General features: G+C 67.3%; 19 protein-coding genes and 1 tRNA gene. 10 read left to right on the top strand and 10 right to left on the bottom strand.

What is annotated here, in order from left to right; genetic code table 11:
• From IHE46_RS08090 to IHE46_RS08065, 6 genes are all read right to left on the bottom strand, one after another.
• On the bottom strand, positions 1 to 1,410 hold the full coding sequence (locus IHE46_RS08090) for an ATP-binding protein (protein WP_192164581.1): 1,410 nt from the start codon (positions 1,408 to 1,410) through the stop codon (positions 1 to 3).
• A complete protein-coding gene (locus tag IHE46_RS08085; RefSeq protein ID WP_192164135.1) occupies positions 1,379 to 2,068 on the bottom strand; it encodes a response regulator transcription factor in 690 nt (229 codons plus the stop codon). Before IHE46_RS08085 ends, IHE46_RS08090 begins: the two co-directional genes overlap by 32 nt.
• Complete coding sequence (locus IHE46_RS08080; protein ID WP_192164134.1) at positions 2,068 to 2,406, bottom strand: hypothetical protein; 339 nt, start codon at positions 2,404 to 2,406, stop codon at positions 2,068 to 2,070. Before IHE46_RS08080 ends, IHE46_RS08085 begins: the two co-directional genes overlap by 1 nt.
• A gap of 76 nt (positions 2,407 to 2,482) precedes the next feature.
• The gene (dusA, locus tag IHE46_RS08075; RefSeq protein ID WP_192164133.1) at positions 2,483 to 3,463 is read right to left on the bottom strand and encodes a tRNA dihydrouridine(20/20a) synthase DusA; all 981 of its coding nucleotides are present in this window, start codon (positions 3,461 to 3,463) and stop codon (positions 2,483 to 2,485) included.
• Between the two features lie 97 nt (positions 3,464 to 3,560).
• Positions 3,561 to 4,727: a M23 family metallopeptidase gene (locus IHE46_RS08070; RefSeq protein ID WP_192164132.1), complete on the bottom strand. Its 1,167-nt coding sequence runs from the start codon at positions 4,725 to 4,727 to the stop codon at positions 3,561 to 3,563.
• Positions 4,728 to 4,817: 90 nt separating this feature from the next.
• The gene (locus IHE46_RS08065) at positions 4,818 to 5,465 is read right to left on the bottom strand and encodes a TMEM175 family protein (protein WP_192164131.1); all 648 of its coding nucleotides are present in this window, start codon (positions 5,463 to 5,465) and stop codon (positions 4,818 to 4,820) included.
• A gap of 206 nt (positions 5,466 to 5,671) precedes the next feature.
• On the opposite strand from IHE46_RS08065, the gene IHE46_RS08060 reads away from it, so the two are divergent.
• On the top strand, positions 5,672 to 6,448 hold the full coding sequence (locus tag IHE46_RS08060; protein ID WP_192164130.1) for a ferredoxin--NADP reductase: 777 nt from the start codon (positions 5,672 to 5,674) through the stop codon (positions 6,446 to 6,448).
• A gap of 53 nt (positions 6,449 to 6,501) precedes the next feature.
• Complete coding sequence (gene tpx / locus IHE46_RS08055; protein WP_192164129.1) at positions 6,502 to 7,002, top strand: thiol peroxidase; 501 nt, start codon at positions 6,502 to 6,504, stop codon at positions 7,000 to 7,002.
• A 799-nt stretch (positions 7,003 to 7,801) separates the two neighbouring features.
• Here the strand turns inward: tpx and IHE46_RS08050 are convergent.
• Together IHE46_RS08050 and IHE46_RS08045 are read right to left on the bottom strand one after the other, a co-directional pair.
• Positions 7,802 to 8,251 carry an FKBP-type peptidyl-prolyl cis-trans isomerase gene (locus IHE46_RS08050; protein WP_192164128.1) on the bottom strand — a complete coding sequence of 150 codons (450 nt, stop codon included), beginning with the start codon at positions 8,249 to 8,251 and terminating at the stop codon, positions 7,802 to 7,804.
• Between the two features lie 50 nt (positions 8,252 to 8,301).
• Positions 8,302 to 9,039, bottom strand: coding sequence for a glutathione S-transferase family protein (locus IHE46_RS08045; RefSeq protein ID WP_192164127.1), 738 nt, complete (start codon positions 9,037 to 9,039; stop codon positions 8,302 to 8,304).
• A gap of 186 nt (positions 9,040 to 9,225) precedes the next feature.
• Here IHE46_RS08045 and IHE46_RS08040 point away from each other — a divergent pair, with 186 nt between their 5' ends.
• From IHE46_RS08040 to IHE46_RS08015, 6 genes are all read left to right on the top strand, one after another.
• Positions 9,226 to 11,223, top strand: a complete 1,998-nt coding sequence (locus IHE46_RS08040) for an oligopeptide transporter, OPT family (protein WP_192164126.1) — start codon at positions 9,226 to 9,228, stop codon at positions 11,221 to 11,223.
• Between the two features lie 75 nt (positions 11,224 to 11,298).
• The gene (mprF, locus tag IHE46_RS08035) at positions 11,299 to 13,926 is read left to right on the top strand and encodes a bifunctional lysylphosphatidylglycerol flippase/synthetase MprF (protein WP_343230005.1); all 2,628 of its coding nucleotides are present in this window, start codon (positions 11,299 to 11,301) and stop codon (positions 13,924 to 13,926) included.
• Positions 13,923 to 14,741, top strand: coding sequence for an AcvB/VirJ family lysyl-phosphatidylglycerol hydrolase (locus tag IHE46_RS08030; protein ID WP_192164125.1), 819 nt, complete (start codon positions 13,923 to 13,925; stop codon positions 14,739 to 14,741). Before mprF ends, IHE46_RS08030 begins: the two co-directional genes overlap by 4 nt.
• Positions 14,742 to 14,795: 54 nt before the next feature.
• Positions 14,796 to 15,134: a carboxymuconolactone decarboxylase family protein gene (locus IHE46_RS08025; RefSeq protein WP_192164124.1), complete on the top strand. Its 339-nt coding sequence runs from the start codon at positions 14,796 to 14,798 to the stop codon at positions 15,132 to 15,134.
• Positions 15,135 to 15,186: 52 nt separating this feature from the next.
• The gene (locus IHE46_RS08020) at positions 15,187 to 16,257 is read left to right on the top strand and encodes a methyltransferase (protein ID WP_192164123.1); all 1,071 of its coding nucleotides are present in this window, start codon (positions 15,187 to 15,189) and stop codon (positions 16,255 to 16,257) included.
• Positions 16,254 to 16,973 carry a pseudouridine synthase gene (locus IHE46_RS08015; RefSeq protein ID WP_192164122.1) on the top strand — a complete coding sequence of 240 codons (720 nt, stop codon included), beginning with the start codon at positions 16,254 to 16,256 and terminating at the stop codon, positions 16,971 to 16,973. Before IHE46_RS08020 ends, IHE46_RS08015 begins: the two co-directional genes overlap by 4 nt.
• A gap of 42 nt (positions 16,974 to 17,015) precedes the next feature.
• On the opposite strand, the gene IHE46_RS08010 is transcribed toward IHE46_RS08015, so the two are convergent.
• Together IHE46_RS08010 and IHE46_RS08005 are read right to left on the bottom strand one after the other, a co-directional pair.
• Positions 17,016 to 17,091: transfer RNA gene (locus IHE46_RS08010), tRNA-Ala, on the bottom strand.
• A 57-nt stretch (positions 17,092 to 17,148) separates the two neighbouring features.
• The gene (locus tag IHE46_RS08005; protein WP_192164121.1) at positions 17,149 to 18,261 is read right to left on the bottom strand and encodes an HRDC domain-containing protein; all 1,113 of its coding nucleotides are present in this window, start codon (positions 18,259 to 18,261) and stop codon (positions 17,149 to 17,151) included.
• A 100-nt stretch (positions 18,262 to 18,361) separates the two neighbouring features.
• Here IHE46_RS08005 and IHE46_RS08000 point away from each other — a divergent pair, with 100 nt between their 5' ends.
• Both IHE46_RS08000 and IHE46_RS07995 read left to right on the top strand, forming a co-directional pair.
• Positions 18,362 to 20,299: a formylglycine-generating enzyme family protein gene (locus tag IHE46_RS08000; protein ID WP_192164120.1), complete on the top strand. Its 1,938-nt coding sequence runs from the start codon at positions 18,362 to 18,364 to the stop codon at positions 20,297 to 20,299.
• 104 nt (positions 20,300 to 20,403) lie between these two features.
• Positions 20,404 to 20,799: an HU family DNA-binding protein gene (locus IHE46_RS07995; RefSeq protein WP_192164119.1), complete on the top strand. Its 396-nt coding sequence runs from the start codon at positions 20,404 to 20,406 to the stop codon at positions 20,797 to 20,799.
• The last annotated feature ends 100 nt before the right edge of the window (positions 20,800 to 20,899 follow it).

Raw genomic sequence — 20,899 nt, 5'->3', positions numbered from 1 at the left:
TTATTCCGGCGGCAATTTCACGCTGAAGCGCGCACCGCCGAAGTCGGGCGAACGGTCCACCACCAGTTCGCCGCGATAGGCGCGCACGATGTCCTGCACGATGGACAGGCCAATGCCGTGGCCCTGCACGCGCTCGTCGCCGCGCACGCCACGCTGCAGCACCTTTTCGATCTTCTCTTCGGCGATGCCGGGGCCGTCGTCTTCCACGCTGAGCAGCAGCCCGGGGCGGGGTCGGCCATGCTGGGGCTGCTTCTGCACTACCAGCAGCACGTGGTGGCGCGTCCACTTGAAGGCGTTTTCCAGCAGATTGCCCATCAGTTCGAGCAGGTCGTTGAGTTCGCCGTGGAAGGAGGCGCCGTCCTCGATGTCGAACTCGCACAGCACGTTCTTGGCGGCATAGACCTTTTCCAGGCTCTGCACCAGGTCTTCGGCGTGGCTGGCGATGGGAATGGCGGCGGCGAAGGTCTGGCGGCCCGAAGTGGCGGCGCGCGCCAGCTGATAGGCGACCAGCTCGTCCATGCGCCGCACCTGGTCGAGCACGCCGCGCCGCGCGGAGTCGTCGCTGGCGGATTCCATCTGCGAGCGGATCACCGCCAGCGGCGTCTTCAGACTGTGCGCGAGGTCGGCCAGGGTGTGGCGGTAGCGCGTGCGCTGTTCGCGTTCGCTGTTGATGAAGGCGTTGATGCGCTCGGTGAGGCCGGTCAGCTCCAGCGGATACTGGCTGTCCAGATGGTCGCTGTCGCCGCGTTCGACGCGGCTCATGTCGCTGGACACCTTGCGCAGCGGGGTGAGGCTCCAGCGCAGCAGCAGCAACTGCAGCACGATCAGCATCACGCCGAGTATCGACAACCACAGCGCCAGCGTGCGCTGGTACACCGCGTTCTCGCCTTCGAGCTGCTGCTCGGTCTGCGCCACCATGACCGTGGCGGGCGTCGATCGGGTGCCGTCCAGGGAATCGAAGGACACACCCCTGGCGTAGTAGTAGACGCGCCCCATGCGGGTGTCGACCGGGCCGGCGAACAGATGGTCGCCCGGCTGCAGCGGCTGCAGGAAGCTGAAATTGCTGTCGAGCGCCGAGTTGGATTTCCAGCGATAGCCGTCCGGTCCCAGGATCACCGCATACAGGCCGGAGCCGGGCTGGGAGAATTTCTGCGGCGGCGAATCAGGCGGCAGCAGGCGACCGTAACGGTCGACGTCGGTATGGGTGATGATGTCGGCGACGGCGGAGTCCTGCAGTCGTTCCTGCAGATTGTTCAGCGCGGTGCCTTTCCTGGCCACGGACATGGCGACGCCGACCAGCCCGAGGAAGGCAGCCAGTACGAGTCCCGTGGTGATGGCCGAGCGCGCCGCCAGCGAGAGCGGGCGGCGCGGCGAGGGCTCACTCGTCGCCGTCGGTACGGGGGATGGCAAAGCGGTATCCACGGCCACGCACGGTCTCGATCGGCTTCAGGGCGCTTTCCGGGTCCAGCTTGCGGCGCAGTCGGCCGATGAAGACTTCCAGTACGTTGGAGTCGCGGTCGAAATCCTGCTGGTAGATGTGCTCGGTGAGGTCGGCCTTGGAGACCAGCTCGCCGGCATGCAGCATCAGGTATTCCAGCACCTTGTACTCGTAGCTGGTGAGGTCGACGATCTTCTCTTCCACCGTGACCGTCTGCGCGGTGGTGTCCAGCTTGATCGGGCCGCAGGCCAGCACCGGCTTGGACCAGCCGCTGGCGCGACGCACCAGGGCGTTGATGCGGGCCAGCAGTTCCTCGACGTGGAACGGCTTGACCAGGTAGTCGTCGGCGCCCTGCTTGAGACCTTCCACCTTGTCCTGCCAGCCACCGCGCGCGGTGAGGATCAGCACCGGGTAGCGCTGGCCGTGTTCGCGCAGCGCCTTGATGAGATCCATGCCCGACATCTTGGGCAGGCCCAGGTCGATGATGGCGAGGTCGAACGGCACTTCGCGGCCGAGGTAGAGCGCCTCTTCGCCGTCCTGCGCCGCGTCGACGGCGAAGCCGTCGCGCTTCAGTCGCGCCGCCAGCGTTTCGCGCAGCGGGGCCTCGTCTTCCACCAGGAGGATGCGCATCAGTGTTTCTCCTTGCCCCCGGCGCGTCGGCCGGGCGGGTTGCGGTTTGGTTGGACGGGTTGCCGGAAGCCTTCGCCGCCGTTGGCGGGGATGGTCATCATCCGCACGTGGCCTTCCGGCGTGAGCACCTTGATGTGGTACTCGGTGCGGCGATCATAGTGTCGCGATTCGGCCGACAGTACCTGGCCGCGGCTCTCATGCTGGGCGCGGCTCACGGCCTCGCCGAGGCTGAGCTCGGACGGCTTGCCCTGCTGCGCACGCACTATCGCCGGGCTCATGCCCAGCGCCAGCGCCAGCGGCGCGAGCAGCAGGAGAGTGCGGCGGGTTTTCGTCGTCATGTTTCGGTCGGGATCTGTCTCGGCCCGTTCAGTTTGGGCGGGCTGGCCTGAATACTGACCGGACGGGCGATCACTGTCACGCGGCCCGCCGCAGGGGCTCGATGGCCTGTGCGATCAATCCCCAGCCTGCGCCTGGCAGGTGCGCACCCTCGCTGAGCACGCGGCGGAAGCCGCGCGCGCCCGGCTCGCCCTGGTACAACCCCAGCAGATGGCGGGTGATGTGCTTGAGCGCGGTGCCGCGTTTCAGCTCGGCCTCGATGTAGGGGCGCAGGCGCAGCAGCACGTCCTCGCGGTCGGGCAGGGGTGTGCCGTAGAGGGCGTGTTCGAGCCGGGCCAGGATGTACGGGTCGTGGTAGGCGGCGCGGCCCAGCATCACGCCGTCCAGTTCGGCGAGTTGGGCCTGCACCTGCTCCACCGTGGTGATGCCGCCGTTGATGGCGATCACCAGTTGGGGGAACTCGCGCTTGAGCCGGTGCACGCGAGGGTAGTCCAGCGGCGGGATCTCGCGGTTCTCCTTGGGCGACAGGCCCTTGAGCCAGGCCTTGCGGGCATGCACCACCAGCACTTCGACGCCGGCTTCCAGCATGGTCTCGGTGAAATGCTGCAGGTCGGCGTAGTCGTCTTGGTCGTCCACCCCGATACGGCATTTCACCGTCACCGGCACGCTCACTGCGTCGCGCATCGCCTTCACGCAATCGGCCACCAGCGCGGGCTCGTACATCAGGCAGGCGCCGAAGCGGCCGGACTGCACGCGGTCGGACGGGCAGCCCACGTTGAGATTGATCTCGTCGTAGCCGGCGGCGGCGCCCAGCCGCGCCGCCTCGGCCAGCTCGGCCGGTTCGCTGCCACCCAACTGCAGCGCCACCGGGTGCTCCTCATGGCTGTGTTCGAGCAGGCGCAGCTGTTTGCCGCGCACCAATGCCGCGCTGGTGACCATTTCGGTGTACAGCCGCGCGTGGGGGGAGAGTAGGCGGTGGAAGAAGCGGCAGTGCCTATCCGTCCAGTCCATCATCGGCGCCACGGATAGCTGGAAGTCGTTTCGATTGATCACACGCATGCCGGATATTTTACCTGCATGCCTGGGGCGGCGAAGCCATGCAGGCCGGCTCGATGAATCATCCGCCCTGGCGGTCGCCGCCGCGGTTTAGTCTGGATTATCGGTCCGGAAATTGGATCACCACGTCGTTCAGCGGCATCTGCAGGCGGCGTTGCGCAACCGTTACCGCTTTCCATGGCGTCCCCTGTCCGAACAACTGGGCTTCGGACTCGGGCCCGAGATAATCGAAGCGTTCGAATACGTAGGGCATGCCTTCCGAACCTTCGAAGGTCGCCTTGTCGGATACCTGGAAGTGCAGGTGCGGCGCCGCCGAGTTTCCGGACTGGCCAAGCTGCGCCAGCACCTGGCCGCGATGCACGGATTCGCCCGGTTTCACCTTGACGCTGCCCTTCTGCAGGTGAGCGTAGCTGGCGAAGACCCCCGGCGCGATTTCCAGCACGACGTAGTTGCCGAACAAACCATGTGCCGTGAGGGATGCGGGCTCGGGCTGAGGGCTGAGCGGCGGGTGCTCTTCCTCGCCATCGCGGGCATCGCGCACGATGCCATCGGCGACGGCGAGCACCTCCGCGCCGTAACCGACCCAGTCCGGATGGACCGATTTCTGGATGTCCTTCACGCCTGGGCGCATCGCATGCCCCGATGCATCGATACCCACGAGATCGAGAGCGTAGCGCTGGGGAATCGTGAGGTCGCCGTTGACGGCCACCAGGCTACCCCAGTGATGCGATTGGGCGGCGCCGGGACCTTCGTGCGCAAGCCAGCGTCCCCCGCGCAATGGCGGTCCCAGTTTGACCGGTGTCTGGCCGTCGATCCGCGTCCTTGCCCCGTCGAGCGTTACCACGGTCTGCTTGTCGGTTTCGAATTCGATGCGATGGCGAAGGGTATGCGGTACGGCGGCTACCGAAGGCAGCGTGATCCACACGAAGATGACCGCGCGTTTCCCCGGCGGAATCGATACCGGCGCATGGTCCGAAGGGATGGGCCGAACCATCCGGGACAGCGCGTCCTTGTCCAGGACCAGCAGCGGTGTTTTCGAATCGTCGCCAAAGACCTGCAAGCCCTCGGGTTTCAACGGACCGGTGTCGCCGTAGAAGTTGGTGATGTGCAACTCGTAAGCCAGATGGACCAGACCATCCGTGCCGGTGAACGCGCCGGGGGCGAACGGCACCCGCGCCTCCACCGGGGCAAGCGCCTCTTCCGCATGGATGCCCGGAACGCAGCAGGACAAGGCCAACAGGGCTGCAACGACAAAGCCACGGATCATTCGTCGATTTCCTTCAATGGGGTGGGCATTGGGCTCGAACCGTGGATGTCGCCCTGGGATCGTGTACCGGTCGGAGCGGTGCCTTGGAGATCAATCCGATGCAGGCGTCTCGTCCTTGCGTTCCAGGCGCGCCGAGGCGATGCGGGCGGCCAGTGCCAGCGCCACCATCAACGCCACCATCCACACCAGATGCAGGAACCAGCAGGCGATGGCCGCCCATACCAGGGCAGGGAACAGGTCGTGCATCAGCCAGCTCCAGGCTTTCGACCTCGGCATGTCCGGCACCAACTGGCCGATGAAGGCCGCATAGCCCCAGCCCACCGTTAGGCAGAGGTTGATCAGCAGCAGCGAGAACGCATAGATCACGAAGCCGCTGGTCGAGTCCACGCCGCCGTCGTTGGTGATCATGGTGCGGATCACCACCGGCATCAGCGCGATCATGCTCAGCAGCACCAGGGTGATCAGGGTCAGGGTGTTGTCGGTGCGGCGCAGTTGCGCCAGCGCGCGGCGGTGTTGCAGCCACGCGATGCCGATGATGAAGAAGGTGAGGAAATAGGCCAGCAGCGGCAGGCCCCAGATCTGCACCAGGGTCTGGCCCGGCTTCGCCTCCGGGCGCAGTTCCACCGCCGACAGGGTCATCGCGATGGCGAACACGCCGTCGGACAGCATCACCAGCCGGTCGAAATGGCGCTGGTGGACGTGGTGTTCGCGCACGGGGTGCGCGTAGTTCTGCTCCATGGTCGTTTCCCCGGTTGGACTGCATGCATTCTGCCGCAGAAACTTTCGGGCAGCGATGGCACGGATCGCGTAAAATGGCAGCACGGCCTCGCCCCTGCGCGTGGCCACTCGCCAGGTCCACCGGCCCCCGCCGTCCCACGCGAGTCCCGCTGCCGCGATGATGCGGCGCGCTTTCCCCGACACGCAAACCCGAGACGACGATACCCATGGTGGCTTTCGCGACCGAGCACGTGATCGACGTGCAGCACTGGAACGACACGCTGTTTTCCTTCCGCACCACACGCGACCCGGCCTTCCGCTTCGATAGCGGGCAGTTCGTGATGATCGGGCTGGAAACCGAGGGGCGCCCGCTGATGCGCGCCTATTCCATCGCCAGCGCGAGCTGGGAGGAACACCTGGAGTTCTTCTCGATCAAGGTGCCCAACGGCCCGCTCACCTCGCGGCTGCAGCACCTCAAGCCGGGCGATCCGCTCATCGTCACGCGCAAGCCCACCGGCACCCTGGTGCTCACCGACCTCAAGCCCGGCAGGCACCTCTATCTGCTCGGCACCGGCACGGGGCTGGCGCCGTTCATGAGCATCATCCGCGACCCGGACACCTACGAGCGCTACGACAGGATCGTGCTGGCCCATGGCGTGCGCCACATCAACGACCTCGCCTACGCGCAGTACCTCGAACACGAGCTGCCGCAGCACGAATACCTGGGCGAGCTGGTGCGCGAGAAGCTGATCTACTACCCCACGGTGACGCGCGAACCGTTCCGCAACCGCGGCCGCATCACCGACGCCATTGCCGACGGCGCGATGAGCGAGGTCACCGGCCTGCCGCCGCTCAATCCGGAGACGGACCGCGTGATGCTGTGCGGCAGCCCGGCGATGCTGGACGATCTCTGCGCCTTGCTCGACGGCCGCGGCTTCCATGCTTCGCCGCGCACCCGCGAGCCGGGCGACTACGTGATCGAACGGGCTTTCGTGGAGAAATAGCGGGCGGCCGTGTTCTACTTGCAGGCCCACTTTCCCACAGCGCGAGGTGTGTCATGTCCACAGTGAATTTCAAGGGTCAGCCGGTGCGTGTCGACGGCGGCTTTCCCGCACCCGGCCATCAGGCGTCGGCGTTCCGCCTGGTCGGCGGCGACCTGTCCGACGTCACGCTGGCCAATCATGCCGGCAAGCGCAAGGTGCTGAACATCTTCCCCAGCGTGGACACCGGCGTGTGTGCCACTTCGGTGCGCCGCTTCAACGAGCTGGCTGCGGGGCTGAACAATGCGGTGGTGCTGTGCATCTCGGCCGATCTGCCGTTCGCGCAGGGCCGCTTCTGCGGTGCCGAGGGCATCAAGAACGTGCAGATGCTGTCGCTGATGCGCGGCCGCGAATTCCTGGCCGACTACGGCGTGGCGATCGCCGAGGGCCCGCTGGCCGGCGTGGCTGCACGCGCGGTGGTGGTATTGGATGAGCACGACAAGGTGATCCATGCCGAACTCGTGGATGAGATCACCCATGAGCCGAACTACGACGCGGCTCTGAAGGCCTTGGGTTGAGTTTTTTCGCAAGGGACAGGGCGGTTTCGTCCGCCTGCCGGCGGCCGAGCTACTTTCTCTTTGCGTGCTCAAAGAGAAAGTAGCCAAAGAGAAAGAGCACCCCGATGCGGCGCTCTCCGGGCATCCTGCCCTGCGAGTGCGTGAGGCGGGGCCGGGCTTTTCGGCCGGACTCCTGTCCGGTCGAAAAGGCATCGCCCTCCATGGCGATGCCCGCTGCGCGGCCTGATCGTCCCCGCCTCACCGCCGCATAGGGGCCCCGGAAGAGCAGCGCGCTCCCAGCGCGCAGAAGCCACGGCCAGAGCAGAATCAAACCAAAGCTGAGTCAAGCTAAAGCAGAGACAAGCTAAAGCGGGGCAGGGTACCAACGTCTCTGCTCGTCATCCCGGCGCAGGCCGGGATCCAGTAGCAACCAGGCCTGTTCGAGCATCACGGCCACTGGATTCCGGCCTGCGCCGGAATGACGAGCAAAAAATAAGGCACAGCTAAAGTGCCCCAGGATCCCGCCCTCAGTTCCCAGATACGGCGCGGTGTGGCCGCTGTGCAGGACGTGTCGCCGAGCGTAGTTCCAATCTCCTCGACACCACCCGCTTGTAGTTCCGGCGGATTACATAAGGCCATTTCTCTGGGTTACTTCTCTTTGGGCCAGCAAAGAGAAGTAACTCGGGCGCCGGCAGGCGACCGAAACCGCTCTGTCGCTTGCGAAAGACCGAAAGCAAAACTTCCGCTCTCCGACCACTCTTCGCAGATGGAACAAAGAGGCTTTCACTAAAGCGAAGGCGCGCCATGGGCGCGCCTCGTGTCACTGCCCCACGCCCACCAGCTTCACATCAAACACCAGCGAAGCATTAGGCGGAATCACATCACCGGCACCGCGAGCACCATAGCCAAGCTCCGCAGGAATCAGCAGAGTGCGCTCGCCCCCCACATGCATGCCGGCCACACCCTGATCCCATCCCTTGATGACCTGCCCCTGCCCCAGCGGGAAGGAGAACGACTGGCCGCCGTGGTCGTCGGTGCTGTCGAACTTGGTGCCGTGCTTGTCCTTGGCGCGGTCGTCGTACAGCCAGCCGGTGTAGAGCACCTGCACCGTCATGCCCGCCTTTGCCTCGGGACCGGTGCCTACCTTGGTATCGATCGTGGCGAGCTTGTCCACCTGGCCATGGCCGGCCGGCGCAGGCGGCGGCGGAATGCGGTTGCAGGCGGCGAGGACCAGAACGGCGGTGGCAAGCAGGGCGAAGCGATGGCGCATGGGTGGGTGTCCGCGATGATGAAGACCCATCATCGCAGATCGCCCGTGCTTCAGGCCGCCAGCGGCTGCTGCCATGCGTGCGCCGGATAGTAGAAGCGCATCATGCGCGCTACGTAGGCGACCAGGTTCGGATGGCGTTCGGCGGCCGCGCGCAGCGGCGTGTCGAAGAACGGCGTGAGGATGGCGGCGAGCACGCTGAAGCCGATGGCGTCCACGCCATGCGGCCGGTCGCCGAACAGGTAATCCTGCTCGCCCAGCAGTGCGGCCAGGGCGTCGATGGAGCGCGTGCCCAGTTCGGCGATCTGTTCGCGCGAGTGCCGGCCCAGCCCGTGCGCGTGCAGTTCGTTCTGCTTGGCCGCCTGCATGTCCTCGCGCAGCCGCTGGCGCATCGCCTCCGGCGCGCGGTCGACGAAATGCGCCGGGCCCTTGGCGAAATTGTCCGCGTCGATCCAGCGGAACCACACCATCGCCCAGTACAGGTGGTCTTCCAGCAGGCGCTCGACGGCCCACGCCTCGGCGCGCTGGCGCGCATCGAGGCCGGCATCCAGGTCCAGGGCGTATTTGTGCTCCAGGTGGGCGCGGATGAAGCTGGAGTCGCACACGGCGTCGCCCGCGTCGTCGATATAGGGCAGCTTGCCCTTGGGCGCTTCGGGCGGAATAGCGAACACCTTGCGGTAGGGCAGGCCGGCCATCTGCAGCTGCACCTCGGTCTTGGTGACGAAGGGGCTGGGGTCGGGCAGGCCGAAGGCGGGGGCGCAACCGTACAGGGTGATCTGGGGCGTGGTCATCGCAGGGCTCCTCGTGTGGATGGAGCGCAGTCTGGCGGGGGGCTGCTGACAGCCTGTTGTCAGCAGTCGGGCCGTGCCGGCGCCGTCGCGACCGGCCCGCAGGGGTCGCAAACAGGCTTCCAAGATGGGCAGGGAGGGCCAATCCACGCTATCTTGCGCGCCAGCGTCCATCCGGGGAGTACCAGCGTGAACCCATCCGCATCCAGCGCGTCGCCGCGCTCCGAGCTGACCCTGCGTGGCTTGGTCATCGGCATCGTCATCACGGTGGTGTTCACCGCGGCCAACGTGTTCTTCGGGCTCAAGGCCGGCCTGACCTTCGCCACCTCGATCCCGGCGGCGGTGATCTCGATGGCGATCCTGCGGGCGATGAAGAACTCCACGATCCAGGAGAACAACATCGTGCAGACGGTGGCATCGGCCGCCGGCACGCTGTCCTCGATCATCTTCGTGCTGCCGGGCATGATCATGATCGGCTGGTGGGCCAACTTCCCGTTCTGGACTTCGTTCGCCATCTGCGCGCTGGGCGGCATCCTGGGCGTGATGTATTCCATCCCGCTGCGTCGCGCGCTGGTGACCGATACCGATCTGCCGTATCCGGAAGGCCTCGCCTGCGCCGAAGTGCTCAAGGTGGGTACCGGCGACGATGCGGATGCCGGCAGCGAGGAAGAGAGCCGCGCCGGCCTGCTCGCCGTGCTGTGGGGCTCCATCGTCTCGGCGGTGTTCGCCGTGGTGGTCGCCACGCAGGTGTTCGCGTCGGATTTCGTGCGCAATTTCCGCGTGAACGACAAGGGTGCGGTCAGCGGCTTCGATTTCAATCTTTCCTTCGCGCTGTTCGCCATTGGCCATCTGGTGGGCCTGTCGGTGGGTATCGCGATGCTCATCGGCGCCGTCATCGGCTGGGGCTGGGGCGTGCCGCATTACTCGGTGCTGGGCGACATGGGCCAGTCCGTGGCGGATCTCGCCAACGGCACCTGGAGCCACAAGGTGCGTTTCGTCGGTGCCGGCGCCATCGGCGTGTCGGCCATCTGGACGCTGGCCAAGCTGGTGAAGCCGGTGATCAGCGGCCTGACGTCGGCGATGGCGGCTTCGCGCGTGCGCAAGTCCGGCAAGGCCGATTCGCTGCCGCGCACCGAGCGCGACATCCCGATCGGCATCGTGGGCCTGATCACGCTGGCGTGTTTCGTGCCGATCGCCTGGCTGCTCGGCTACTTCGGCTCGATCAGCGGTCTGGGCGACCAGGTCGCCGTGCTCGCCATCGGCGGCGTGGCCTTCGTGGTGCTGATGGGCTTCTTCGTGTCCACCGTGTGCGGCTACATGGCTGGCATGATCGGTTCGTCCAACAGCCCGCTGTCGGGCGTGGGCATTCTCGTGGTGATCGCCGCCGCGCTGCTGCTGGTAGCGTTCGTGAAACCGCATGTCAGTCCGGAAGAAGGTAAGGCGCTGGTGGCGTTCGCGCTGTTCATCACCTCGGTGGTGTTCACGGTGGCGGCCATCGCCAACAACAACCTGCAGGATCTCAAGACCGGCCAGCTGGTCGATGCCACGCCGTGGCGCCAGCAGGTGGCGCTGGTCATTGGCGTGATCGCCGGCGCCGCGGTGATTCCGCCGGTGCTGAACCTGCTCAACAAGGCCTATGGCTTCGTGGGTGTGGCCGGCGTCGGTGCGCATGCGCTGCCGGCACCGCAGGCGGGCCTGATTTCCGCGCTGGCGCAGGGCGTGATCACCAACAACATCGACTGGAGCCTGATCATCACGGGCATCTGGATCGGCGTCGGCATCATCGTGATCGACGAAATCCTCGCGCGCACGACCAAACACATGCGCGTGCCGCCGTTGGCGGTAGGGTTAGGCATCTACCTGCCGACCGTCAGCACCTTGATGGTGGTGGTGGGCTCGGTGGTGGGCTGGCTCTTCGATCGCCGCGCGGATCGTCGTTCGAAGAAGCCGGAGGCCACCAAGCAGCTAGGCGTCCTGCTCGCTTCGGGCCTCATCGTGGGCGAGAGCGTGATGGGTGTGGTCATCGCGTTCATCGTCGGCTTCTCCGGCAAGGCGGCGCCGCTGGCGCTGGTGGGCGAGAGCTTCGGCGGGGCGGCGCAGTGGATCGGTGGCATCGTGTTCGTGGCCCTGGTGGTGGTGATGTACCGCTGGATCGCGCGCATGGGGCAGGGCACGTCCGCGCGCTGACTGCGGCAACGTTGTTCACCGCCTGCAACACGGCGTGCCTTAAAATCGGTTGTCCCAAGGGAAAACGAGCGTCGCGTGGAGCAGCAGGAAAAAGTCGAGCAGATACCACGCACGGATGATGTCCTGAGCCCGACCAGCCCGCGGGTGGCGGTGCTGCGCCGTGTCGCCGGGCCGTTGCTGTCGGTGGCCCTGTTGGTGCTCGCGCTGTGGGGCCTGCGCCAGTTCGCGCGCCACGTCACCTACCAGGAGATCCGCGAGTACGTGGCCAGTGTGTCGCGCATGCGGCTGCTGCTGGCGATCGTGCTGACCACGCTGGGCTTCGGCGTGATGTCGCTCTACGACCGTTTCGGCCTCGAGTCCATCCACAAGTCGCTGCCCTGGCGGCGGGTTACCCTGATCTCCTTCATCAGCTATGCCTTCAGCAATGCGGTGGGCATGTCGTTCCTGGTGTCGGGTTCGATCCGCTACCGCTTCTACGTGCAGAACGGCCTCTCCACGGCCGAGATCGCCAAGCTGGTGCTGTATTGCACGCTGAGCTTCTGGCTGGGCCTGCTGGCGCTGACCGGGGTGACCCTGCTGGTGGAGCCGTTGCCCGCGCTGGTGCAGATCGGCGAGTGGCAGATCCACATGAGCTACTGGCGGATTCCGCTGGCCATCGCGCTCGCGGCGATACCGCTGGCGTGGATACTCGGCGGTTTCATCCGCAAGCCGATCAAGCTGTGGCGCTGGCGTGTGCTGCTGCCGCGGCCGCTGATGGCGTTGCGCCAGGTGCTGGTGGGCGCCCTGGACTGGTGGCTGGCGGCGGCGGCGATGTACGTGCTGATGCCGGACAGCCTGCACGCCAGCTTCGGGCACTTCCTGGCGATCTTCGTGATCGCGCAGATCGCGGGCCTGATCAGCCACGTGCCGGGCGGCCTCGGCGTGTTCGAGACGATGCTGCTGGCCTGCTTCCACGCCACCAACGACAAGCACCTAACGGCGCCTATCATCGGCGCGCTGGCGATGTTCCGCGTCGTCTACTACCTGATGCCGCTGTGCGCGGCGACCATGCTGGTGCTGCAGCGCGAGGCGCGCGGTTTCCGCAAGCAATCGCTGTGGTCGCCGTGGTTCAGCGGCCTGCTGCCGTCGTTCTTCGCGGGACTGACCCTGGTGTCCGGCGCAGTGCTGCTGTTCTCCGGCGCCACGCGCGCGTTGCCGAGCCGCATGGAGATCCTGCGCGACGTGCTGCCGCTGTCGGTGCTGGAGGTGTCGCACTTCATGGCCAGCGTGATCGGCATGCTGCTGCTGATCCTCGCGCGCGGCCTGCAGCGGCGGTTGGACGTGGCGTACTGGGCGACCCTGGTGCTGCTGGTGGTGGGTGCGGTGTTCTCGCTGCTCAAGGGCATCGACTACGAGGAGGCCTCGCTGCTGGCCCTGCTGGCGATGGCGCTGGCACCAGCGCACCGGCTGTTCTACCGGCGCGCCTCGCTGTTCAACACCAACTTCTCGGTAGGCTGGATCCTGGCGATCCTCGCGGTGTTCGGCTGCGCCACCTGGCTGGTGATGTTCAGCTACAAACACGTGGAGTACAGCAGCAGCCTGTGGTGGGAATTCAGCTTCCACCAGGGCGCCTCGCGCGCGCTACGCGCGCTGGTGGGTGCGGCGGCGGCGGGCCTGCTGTTCGCGCTGGCGACGCTGATCAAGCCGCAGCGCCTGCGCCGCGATCCGCCCAGCGAGACGGAGCTGGAGCGCGCGCTGCCGCTGATCCGCAACTTTCATTCTGCGCAGGCGCACCTGGCGCTGATGGGCGACAAGCACCTGCTGTTCGACGCCGACGGCAAAGCCTTCCTGATGTACGACACCGAGGGCCGCAGCTGGGTGACCATGGGCGACCCGGTGGGCGAGGAGGAAGACGCGCGGCGCGAGCTGGTGTGGAGCTTCATGGAGCAATGCGAACGCGCGGGTGGCTGGCCGGTGTTCTACCAGGTGAGCCCGGCGGACCTGGACATGTACCTCGAAGTGGGCATGAACCTGCTGAAGATCGGCGAGGAAGCGCGCGTGCGCCTGGAGGATTTCAACCTCGACGGCAAATCGAAGAAGACCCTGCGCGGCACCGTCAACAGGCTGGTTCGCGACGGCCTGCGGCTGGAGATCGTGCCGGCGGACGCGGTGGCGCCGCTGCTGCCGCGGCTGAAGCAGATTTCCGATGCATGGCTGGCCGACAAGAACGCGCGCGAAAAGCGCTTCTCGCTGGGTTCGTTCGACCCGCGCTACCTGGTGCGCACGCCGATGGCGCTGGTGTGGCAGGGCGAGAAACTGCTGGCCTTCGCCAACCTGTTCCTCACCGACACGCGCGAAGAGGCGTCGCTGGACCTGATGCGCTTCGCGCCCGAAGGCCCGTCCGGGATCATGGACTTCCTGTTCATCGAGCTGATGCAGTGGGCCAGGCTGCACGGCTACCGCTGGTTCAACCTCGGCATGGCGCCGCTGGCCGGCCTCACCAGCCGGCGGCAGGCTCCGTTGTGGAACCGTTTCGGCGCGCTGGTGTTCGGCCGCGGCGAACGCTTCTACAATTTCCAGGGCCTGCAGCGCTACAAGGACAAGTTCGACCCCGAGTGGGAGCCGCGCTACATGGCCGTGCCCGGCGGCATCGCGCTGCCGCTGATCCTTACCAACGTGGCCAGCCTCATTTCCGGCGGCATCACCGGGGTTGTGCGTCGATGAGCAAGTCGAAGAGAGGCAAGTGGATCATGTGGTCGGGTGTGGGTGCATGCGTACTGGGCCTGGCCCTGCTGGTCTGGACACCGTTCTCCAAGCCCAGCCTCGAGGATTCCACCATCGTGCTCACGCCGGCGGCTGGCGTGCAGGCGCCGGCGGGCAAAGGCGACGTGCTCACCATCCTGTATTCGGGCGACGGCGGCTGGGCCGATCTGGACAAGCAGCTCGGCAACGCCTTCGTCGCGGACGGCATTCCGGTGCTGGGCATCAACGGCTTCAAGTATTTCTGGCGCAACCGCACGCCCGACGAGTCCGCGGCGCAGCTCGATGCGCTGATGAACAAGTACGTCGACCAGTGGCACAAGCCGCGCGTGTGGCTGGTCGGCTTCTCCTTCGGCGCCGACGTGCTGCCCACCATCATCAACAAACTCAGCCCGGCCAATCGCGCGCGCATCGCCCAACTGGTGCTGCTCTCGCCCAGCCGCGACACCAGCTTCGAGATCCAGTTCGAGGGCTACATGATCACGCAAGGGCGCTTCAAGGCCTTCGTGAAGACCGTGCTGGAGAAATTCAACAAGGTGGATCACTACGATGCGATGCCGCCGCTGGTCGCGCTGAAGAACCAGTTCCCGGTAGTCTGCTACTACGGCAAGGACGAGGCCGACGACGCCCTGTGCACTGACTCCGGCTTGCCCGCTTGGGTGACGGTGCACGCCAAGAACGGCGACCACCATTTCGAGGGCGGCTACCAGCCGCTGGCGGCGCAAATGGTCGAGGAACTGCCGGCGGCACAGGCGGCGGCCGACAGCACGGGCCATTAACGCTTTCTCTGCAACACTGCCGCCCGTTTCATCGTCCGGAACAGGAGGCACGTCATGCTCGATTGGCTCGCATACCGCAAAGAACTGCTCGCGCGCATCGGCGAGATCGGCAAGCTCAGCCCCGGCACGCTGGCCGGCTACCAGACCCTGTCCAAGGCGGGCGCCGAGACCGGCCACCTGGACGCCAAGACCCGCGAGCTGATCTCGCTGGCGGTGGCCGTCACCACCCGCTGCGACGGCTGCATCACCGTGCACACGGGCGAGGCGCTGAAGCATGGGGCGTCGCGCGAGGAGATCGCCGAGGCTCTGGGCGTGGCCGTGGCGATGAACGCCGGCGCCGCCCTGGTGTACTCGGCGCGCGTGATGGATGCGGTGAGCCAACACAGCGCCTAGCACCGCAGTCACCGCCTACAATACGCAGCGATTCCCACGACCCGGACCTGCTGTGAGTGCTGGCGGTTTTTCCGCGGCCGCGCCCGAGGCGGCGCTGGCCGCGTTGTGCGTACCCTTCGACACCGGCGTGCTGCCGCTGCCGGCCGACGGCCGCGCGCTGTTCCTGCGCGCCCGCGCCGGCGTGCACCTGCGCGAGCTGGCGCAGCCCGGCTGGCTGTGCGAGCAAAGCTTCCTGCCGTTCGCCGACGAGCTGGCACGCTGCGGCCTACGCGTAGGCGAACCGGACGAGGGTGAAACGTTCCCGCTCGTGCTGCTGCTGCCGCCGCGCCAGCGCGACGAGGCGCGCGCGCTGTTCGCCCGTGCGCTCGATCATCTCGCGCCCGGCGGCACGCTGGTGGCCAGCATGGCCAAGGCCGAAGGCGCGAAGTCCGGCGAGGCGGATCTGGCGCGGCTCGCGGGTGCGGTGGGCAACTTGTCCAAGCATCATTGCCGCGTGTTCTGGAGCGTGCCGGAACTGCAGGCCATCGACCGTGCCCTGCAGGACGAATGGCGTGCGCTGGACGCGCCGCGCGAAACCGCCGACGGCTGGTGGAGCCGCCCCGGCCTGTTCGCGTGGGATCGCGTGGATCGTGCGTCCGCTTTGCTGGCCGAGCATTTCCCCGGCGACCTGCACGGCCGCGTGGCTGATCTCGGCGCGGGCTACGGCTACCTCGCCACGCAGCTGATCGCGCGCTGCCCGCGCATCGCCGCGCTGGACCTGTACGAAGCCGAGTCGCGCGCGCTTGAACCAGCGCGCCGCAACGTGGCGAATGCGTTGCGCATGGCTGGCCGCGAACTGCCGGTGGGCGTGCATGGGCACGATGTCACGCGCGGCTTGTCGCAGCGCTACGACGCCATCGTCAGCAACCCGCCGTTCCATCTGGGGCGTGCGGACCTGCCGGAACTCGGCTGCGCCTTCATCACCAGCGCCGCCGACGCGCTGGTGGCGTCGGGACGCCTGCTGATCGTGGCCAACCGCCACCTGCCTTACGAAGCCCTGCTCGCCGCGCGCTTCGCCGAGGTGCGCATGCTCGCGCTGCAGGATGGCTTCAAGGTGATCGAGGCTTGCGGAGTGCGCGCATGAAACTGGTCAAGCTGATCGCCAACCTCGGCTACGGTAGCCGCAAGGACGTGGCGTGGATGTTCCGCGAGGGTCGCATCACCGACGCCGCTGGCGAGGTGCTGTACGCCGACGACAAGGTGGATCCCGCGCAGATCCACGTCGACGGCGAGCCGCTCGATCCGCCGCCCGGCCTGGTGCTGATGATGCACAAGCCGCTGGGCGTTACCTGCTCGCGCAAGGATCCCGGCCGCGTGGTCTACGACCTGCTGCCGCCGCGTTACCGCATCCGCGAGCCCGCGCTATCCACCGTGGGGCGGCTCGATCGCGACACGTCGGGTCTGCTGCTGTTCACCGATGACGGCGCGCTGCTGCACCGGATCATCTCGCCCAAGGCGGAGGTGACCAAGGTCTACGAAGCCACGCTGGCGCAGGATCTGCGCGGCGACGAAACGGCGTTGTTCGCCAGCGGCACGCTGCTGCTGGAATCCGAGACCACGCCGCTGGCTCCCGCTGCACTTGAAGTGCTCGGTCCGCGCCACGCGCGCCTCACCGTCACCGAAGGCCGCTACCACCAGGTGCGCCGCATGTTCGCCGCCACCGGCAACCATGTCGAAACGCTGGAGCGCGTGGCCGTCGGCGCGCTCACGCTCGGCGAACTGCAACCGGGTGCGTGGCGTGCGCTGGATGCGGAGGACGTCGCGCGCCTTTTTGCCGCGGCACCGGCCAGGGAGCGATGACTCCCCATAAAAAATGCCGCGCTGAGGCGGCATTTTTTATTTTGGTGGAGCCAGGGAGGATCGAACTCCCGACCTCGTCATTGCGAACGACGCGCTCTCCCAGCTGAGCTATGGCCCCGAAAGGGAAGGCGCATGATAGCCATACGGGCTGGGGCGGGCAAGCCGACCGGGGCGTTCAGCCGGGCAGCAGGCCGGGCAGGCGTTCGTGCAGCACCTCGCCGCGCCAGCCATCGAGGAAGTCGGGCCATTCGGCGGTGACCACGTATTCCTCCAGCACCTTGCGCGGGCAGAGCAGGCCGGGGGGCAGATCGAGTTCGGCGGCGCGTTCGTCGACGAGCACCTTCATTTCGCCCAGCGCCTTCTTCGCTTCGCCCTGCGGATGGGCCGGGATCGGGCGCGTAGCGGCGATTTCGTCGTGGTCGACCGGTGCGCGGAGCAGGGCGAACAGTTCGCTGCGCTGGGCGCCGCGCAGGGCGCGCTGGCCGCGGCCGCGCTGTTCGAGTTCGGCGAGGCTGGCCGGCGGCTGCTGGGCCAGGCTCATGGCGAGCGCATCGTCGAGCAGCCAGGGGCGCGGGCGATCCAGCGTGCGCGCGCTGCGGTCGCGCCACAGCAGGATGCGGCGCAACAGGGCCTGCCGTTCCGTCGGCCACTCGGCGGCGCCGCGCAGGGTGCGTTGCGGCTGGGGATCGCCTTCGTGCTGGCTGGCGCGGCGCTTCAGGCGTTCGCAGTCTTCGGCAAACCAGGCGCTGCGGTCGCGCTGCTGCAGGCGTTCGCCGAGCTGGCTGTGGATGGATTCGAGATACACCACGTCCAGCGTGGCGTAGCTGCGCTGCGAGGCGGTGAGCGGGCGCTGCATCCAGTCCGAGCGCGTCTCGCCCTTGTCCAGTTCGTCGCCGCAGAGTTCAGCGACCAGCGCGCGGTAGCTCAGCCCCAGGCCCATGCCGACGAAGGCGGCGGCGATCTGGGTATCGAACAGCACGCGCGGGCCGTCGGGCAGCATCGGCGCCAGCGTCTCCAGATCCTCGCCGGCGCTGTGCATCACGGTGACGGCATCGCCGTCGCCCAGCCTGGGCCGCAGCGCATCGTCGATCGCGAAGGCCAGCGGATCGACCAGTGCATGGCGGCCGCGGCAGCCCAGCTGCAGCAGGGCGAGCTGCGGATGGAAGCTGTCGCGGCGCATGAATTCGGTATCCATGCCGACCACGGCGCCCGCCGGCACTGCATCCAGCCATGCTTGCAGCGTGGCGCGGTCGGCGATCCAGTCGGCAGTGGCGTCGAACGGGGGCATGCGGAAGTCCTTGGAAAGTAGGGGCGCGGATTGCCCCGTCATCGGTCGTGGCATATGGTGGGCGGAGGACGATAACAGGCCGATCCGGGAACGCCCAAGCATGCCGAGCAACAGCACGCTGCAACGCCAACGCACGCTAGGTGGCATGGTCGGCATCGTCGTGCTGGTTTGCGGGCTGGGTTATCACTTCTTCCCGCGCCTGTTCCATGCCGAGCCGGTCGAGGTAGCGCGCCGCAATGTGCCGGCCGCGCCCGTGGCGCCCGGCAATACGGCGGCTGGAAACGTGCTGGAGGACGATCAGTTGAACGCCGGGCCGCCGCTGACGCTGGCGCCCACGGCGGTGATCGCGGCGCGTCTGGCCCACGAGCACACGAAATTGCCGAAGCAGCTGACGCCCGACCCGCCGCAGCTGCGCGCGTTGCTGGAGCGTGCCGACAAGGCGCTCGCCGCCGGCGATCTGACCGGCGAGCCGGGCAGCGCCGCGACGCTGTTCCTGCAGGCGGCCAAAGACAAGCCCGACAGCCGCCGCGCCGCGCAGGGCCTGATCGACGTGCGTTCGCGGCTGGTGGCGCAGATCCAGCGCGACATCGCGCTGGGCAACGCAGAGGACGCGAACGACCAGCTGACGGCGCTGCAGCAACTGCCGGACAGCGCCGACGACGTGGCGCACCTGCAGGCCGCGCTGAAGATCCTCACCGAGGTGCGTCCGCTGCTGGCGAAGGCCGCGGGCCTGCTGCAGAAGGGCGACGCGGACCAGCCCGCCGGCCGCAGCGCGCTGGACATCTACCGGCAGGTGCAGCAGATCGATCCGCAGAACGCGGTGGCGGAGCAGGGCGTTCTCGACGTGCAGCATGCGGTGCTGGATCGCGCGCTGGCCGCGGTGGCGCAGGACGATTTCGCCAGCGCGGACAAGGTGCTGGCCGAGGCGCAGGCGATCCGCCCCGGCTCGCAGCAGGTCTACGACGTGCGTCAGCGCGTGAACGACATGCGCGCGACCCGTGCCGGAGGCATCCTCGACCAGGCACGTTCCGCCCTGGATGGGGGCAACCTCGTGATGGCGAAGCAGCTCGCCGCGCAGGCGCGCGCCACCTGGCCGCAGCTGGACGACCTCGCCGCGTTCGACCAGCAGCTGCTCAGCGCGCAGCTCTACGACAGCCGCAAGCCGGGCCAGGTGTTCAGCGACCGCTACGTGGACGTGACGGGACAATCCCCCGCGATGGTGGTGATCCCCACCGGCAGCTTCCTGATGGGGGCCGCCGGCGACGAGAGCGACCGCAACGCGGACGAACAGCCGCAGCACAAGGTCGACATCGCGCGCGGCTTCGCGATGTCGCGCAGTGCGATCACGGTGGGCCAGTTCCGCGAGTTCGTGCGCGAGAGCGGCTACGTGCCGGATTCGGTGAAGCGCGGCGGCGCCAGCGTCTACGACGAGCGCAGCGGCGCCATGCACGACGACGGCAGCGCCACCTGGCAGGACGACTATGCCGGGAGCAAGGCCGCCGACAACCTGCCGGTGGTCAACATTTCCTGGAGCGACGCCAAGGCCTATGCCGACTGGCTCAGCCAGCGCACCGGCAAGACCTACCGCCTGCCCAGCGAGGCCGAGTTCGCCTACGCGCTGCGCGGCGGCACCACCACGCGCTATTGGTGGGGCGACGGCACGCCCAAGGGCAAGCTGGAAAACCTCACCGGCTCGCGCGACCGCTCGCCCAGCGGGCGGCGCTGGAACAACGCGTTCCGAGACTACGGTGACGGCTACTGGGGGCCGGCGCCGGTGATGAGCTTCGCGCCCAATCCGTTCGGCCTCTACGACATGGGCGGCAACGTTTCCGAATGGACGGCCGACTGCTGGCACGACAATTACATCCACGCTCCCGTGGACGGCGGCGCGTGGCTCAATCCCGGCTGCAGCGTGCGCGTGTTGCGCGGCGGATCGTGGGGCAGTTCGCCCGACCAGGCGCGTTCGGCGTGGCGGCAGGGCACCGACGGCGGCCTGCGCAGCGGGCGCGTCGGTTTCCGCGTGGTACGCGAACTTTGAATTTGTCGCGCCGCAACTACACCAAACACCTAAATTTCGCGTAGATTGTGCATGCCGCATGGCCACCGCCTCGTTGGAGGCGGTGCCTCAATCACCATAGATGGATGCCCATGGCTACCAAGACCACTGCCAAGAAAGCCCCCGCCAAGGCCGCCAAGCCGGCGCCGAAGGCTCCCGCCGCCGTCAAGCCGATCAGCGATTCGCTGAGCAAGTCCGGCCTGATCGCCCACATCGCCCAGCACGCCGGCGTCGAAGCCAAGCACGTCAAGGCCGTGCTCGCCTCGCTGGAGCACGTCGTGCTCGGCTCGCTGCACAAGAAGGGCGCCGGCCAGTTCACCCTGCCGGGCCTGTTCAAGGTCAACGCGGTGAAGGTGCCGGCCAAGCCGAAGCGCACCGGCATCAACCCGTTCACCAAGCAGGAACAGGTGTTCGCCGCCAAGCCGGCCACCGTGAAGGTGAAGGTGCGTCCGCTGAAGAAGCTGAAGGACGCCGCGCTCTAAGCGCGCCGCCACCACGCCGCCCGCCCTGCGGGCGGTGCGGTTCCGGATACGACAAAGGCCGCGCAAGCGGCCTTTGTTTTGCAGCAATCGTATGTCTATG

Source organism: Rhodanobacter sp. DHG33, from assembly GCF_014843005.1.
Lineage (GTDB): Bacteria > Pseudomonadota > Gammaproteobacteria > Xanthomonadales > Rhodanobacteraceae > Rhodanobacter_A.
This window is presented reverse-complemented; position numbering and strand designations above follow the sequence as displayed.

What these genes read in the sequence shown, in the direction of transcription:
- IHE46_RS08085 (WP_192164135.1), bottom strand. Translation starts at nt 2,068, where the DNA reads ATGCGCATCCTCCTGGTGGAAGACGAGGCCCCGCTGCGCGAAACGCTG.
- IHE46_RS08080 (WP_192164134.1), bottom strand. Translation starts at nt 2,406, where the DNA reads ATGACGACGAAAACCCGCCGCACTCTCCTGCTGCTCGCGCCGCTGGCG.
- dusA (WP_192164133.1), bottom strand. Translation starts at nt 3,463, where the DNA reads ATGCGTGTGATCAATCGAAACGACTTCCAGCTATCCGTGGCGCCGATG.
- IHE46_RS08070 (WP_192164132.1), bottom strand. Translation starts at nt 4,727, where the DNA reads ATGATCCGTGGCTTTGTCGTTGCAGCCCTGTTGGCCTTGTCCTGCTGC.
- IHE46_RS08065 (WP_192164131.1), bottom strand. Translation starts at nt 5,465, where the DNA reads ATGGAGCAGAACTACGCGCACCCCGTGCGCGAACACCACGTCCACCAG.
- IHE46_RS08060 (WP_192164130.1), top strand. Translation starts at nt 5,672, where the DNA reads ATGGTGGCTTTCGCGACCGAGCACGTGATCGACGTGCAGCACTGGAAC.
- tpx (WP_192164129.1), top strand. Translation starts at nt 6,502, where the DNA reads ATGTCCACAGTGAATTTCAAGGGTCAGCCGGTGCGTGTCGACGGCGGC.
- IHE46_RS08050 (WP_192164128.1), bottom strand. Translation starts at nt 8,251, where the DNA reads ATGCGCCATCGCTTCGCCCTGCTTGCCACCGCCGTTCTGGTCCTCGCC.
- IHE46_RS08045 (WP_192164127.1), bottom strand. Translation starts at nt 9,039, where the DNA reads ATGACCACGCCCCAGATCACCCTGTACGGTTGCGCCCCCGCCTTCGGC.
- IHE46_RS08030 (WP_192164125.1), top strand. Translation starts at nt 13,923, where the DNA reads ATGAGCAAGTCGAAGAGAGGCAAGTGGATCATGTGGTCGGGTGTGGGT.
- IHE46_RS08025 (WP_192164124.1), top strand. Translation starts at nt 14,796, where the DNA reads ATGCTCGATTGGCTCGCATACCGCAAAGAACTGCTCGCGCGCATCGGC.
- IHE46_RS08015 (WP_192164122.1), top strand. Translation starts at nt 16,254, where the DNA reads ATGAAACTGGTCAAGCTGATCGCCAACCTCGGCTACGGTAGCCGCAAG.
- IHE46_RS08005 (WP_192164121.1), bottom strand. Translation starts at nt 18,261, where the DNA reads ATGCCCCCGTTCGACGCCACTGCCGACTGGATCGCCGACCGCGCCACG.
- IHE46_RS08000 (WP_192164120.1), top strand. Translation starts at nt 18,362, where the DNA reads ATGCCGAGCAACAGCACGCTGCAACGCCAACGCACGCTAGGTGGCATG.
- IHE46_RS07995 (WP_192164119.1), top strand. Translation starts at nt 20,404, where the DNA reads ATGCCCATGGCTACCAAGACCACTGCCAAGAAAGCCCCCGCCAAGGCC.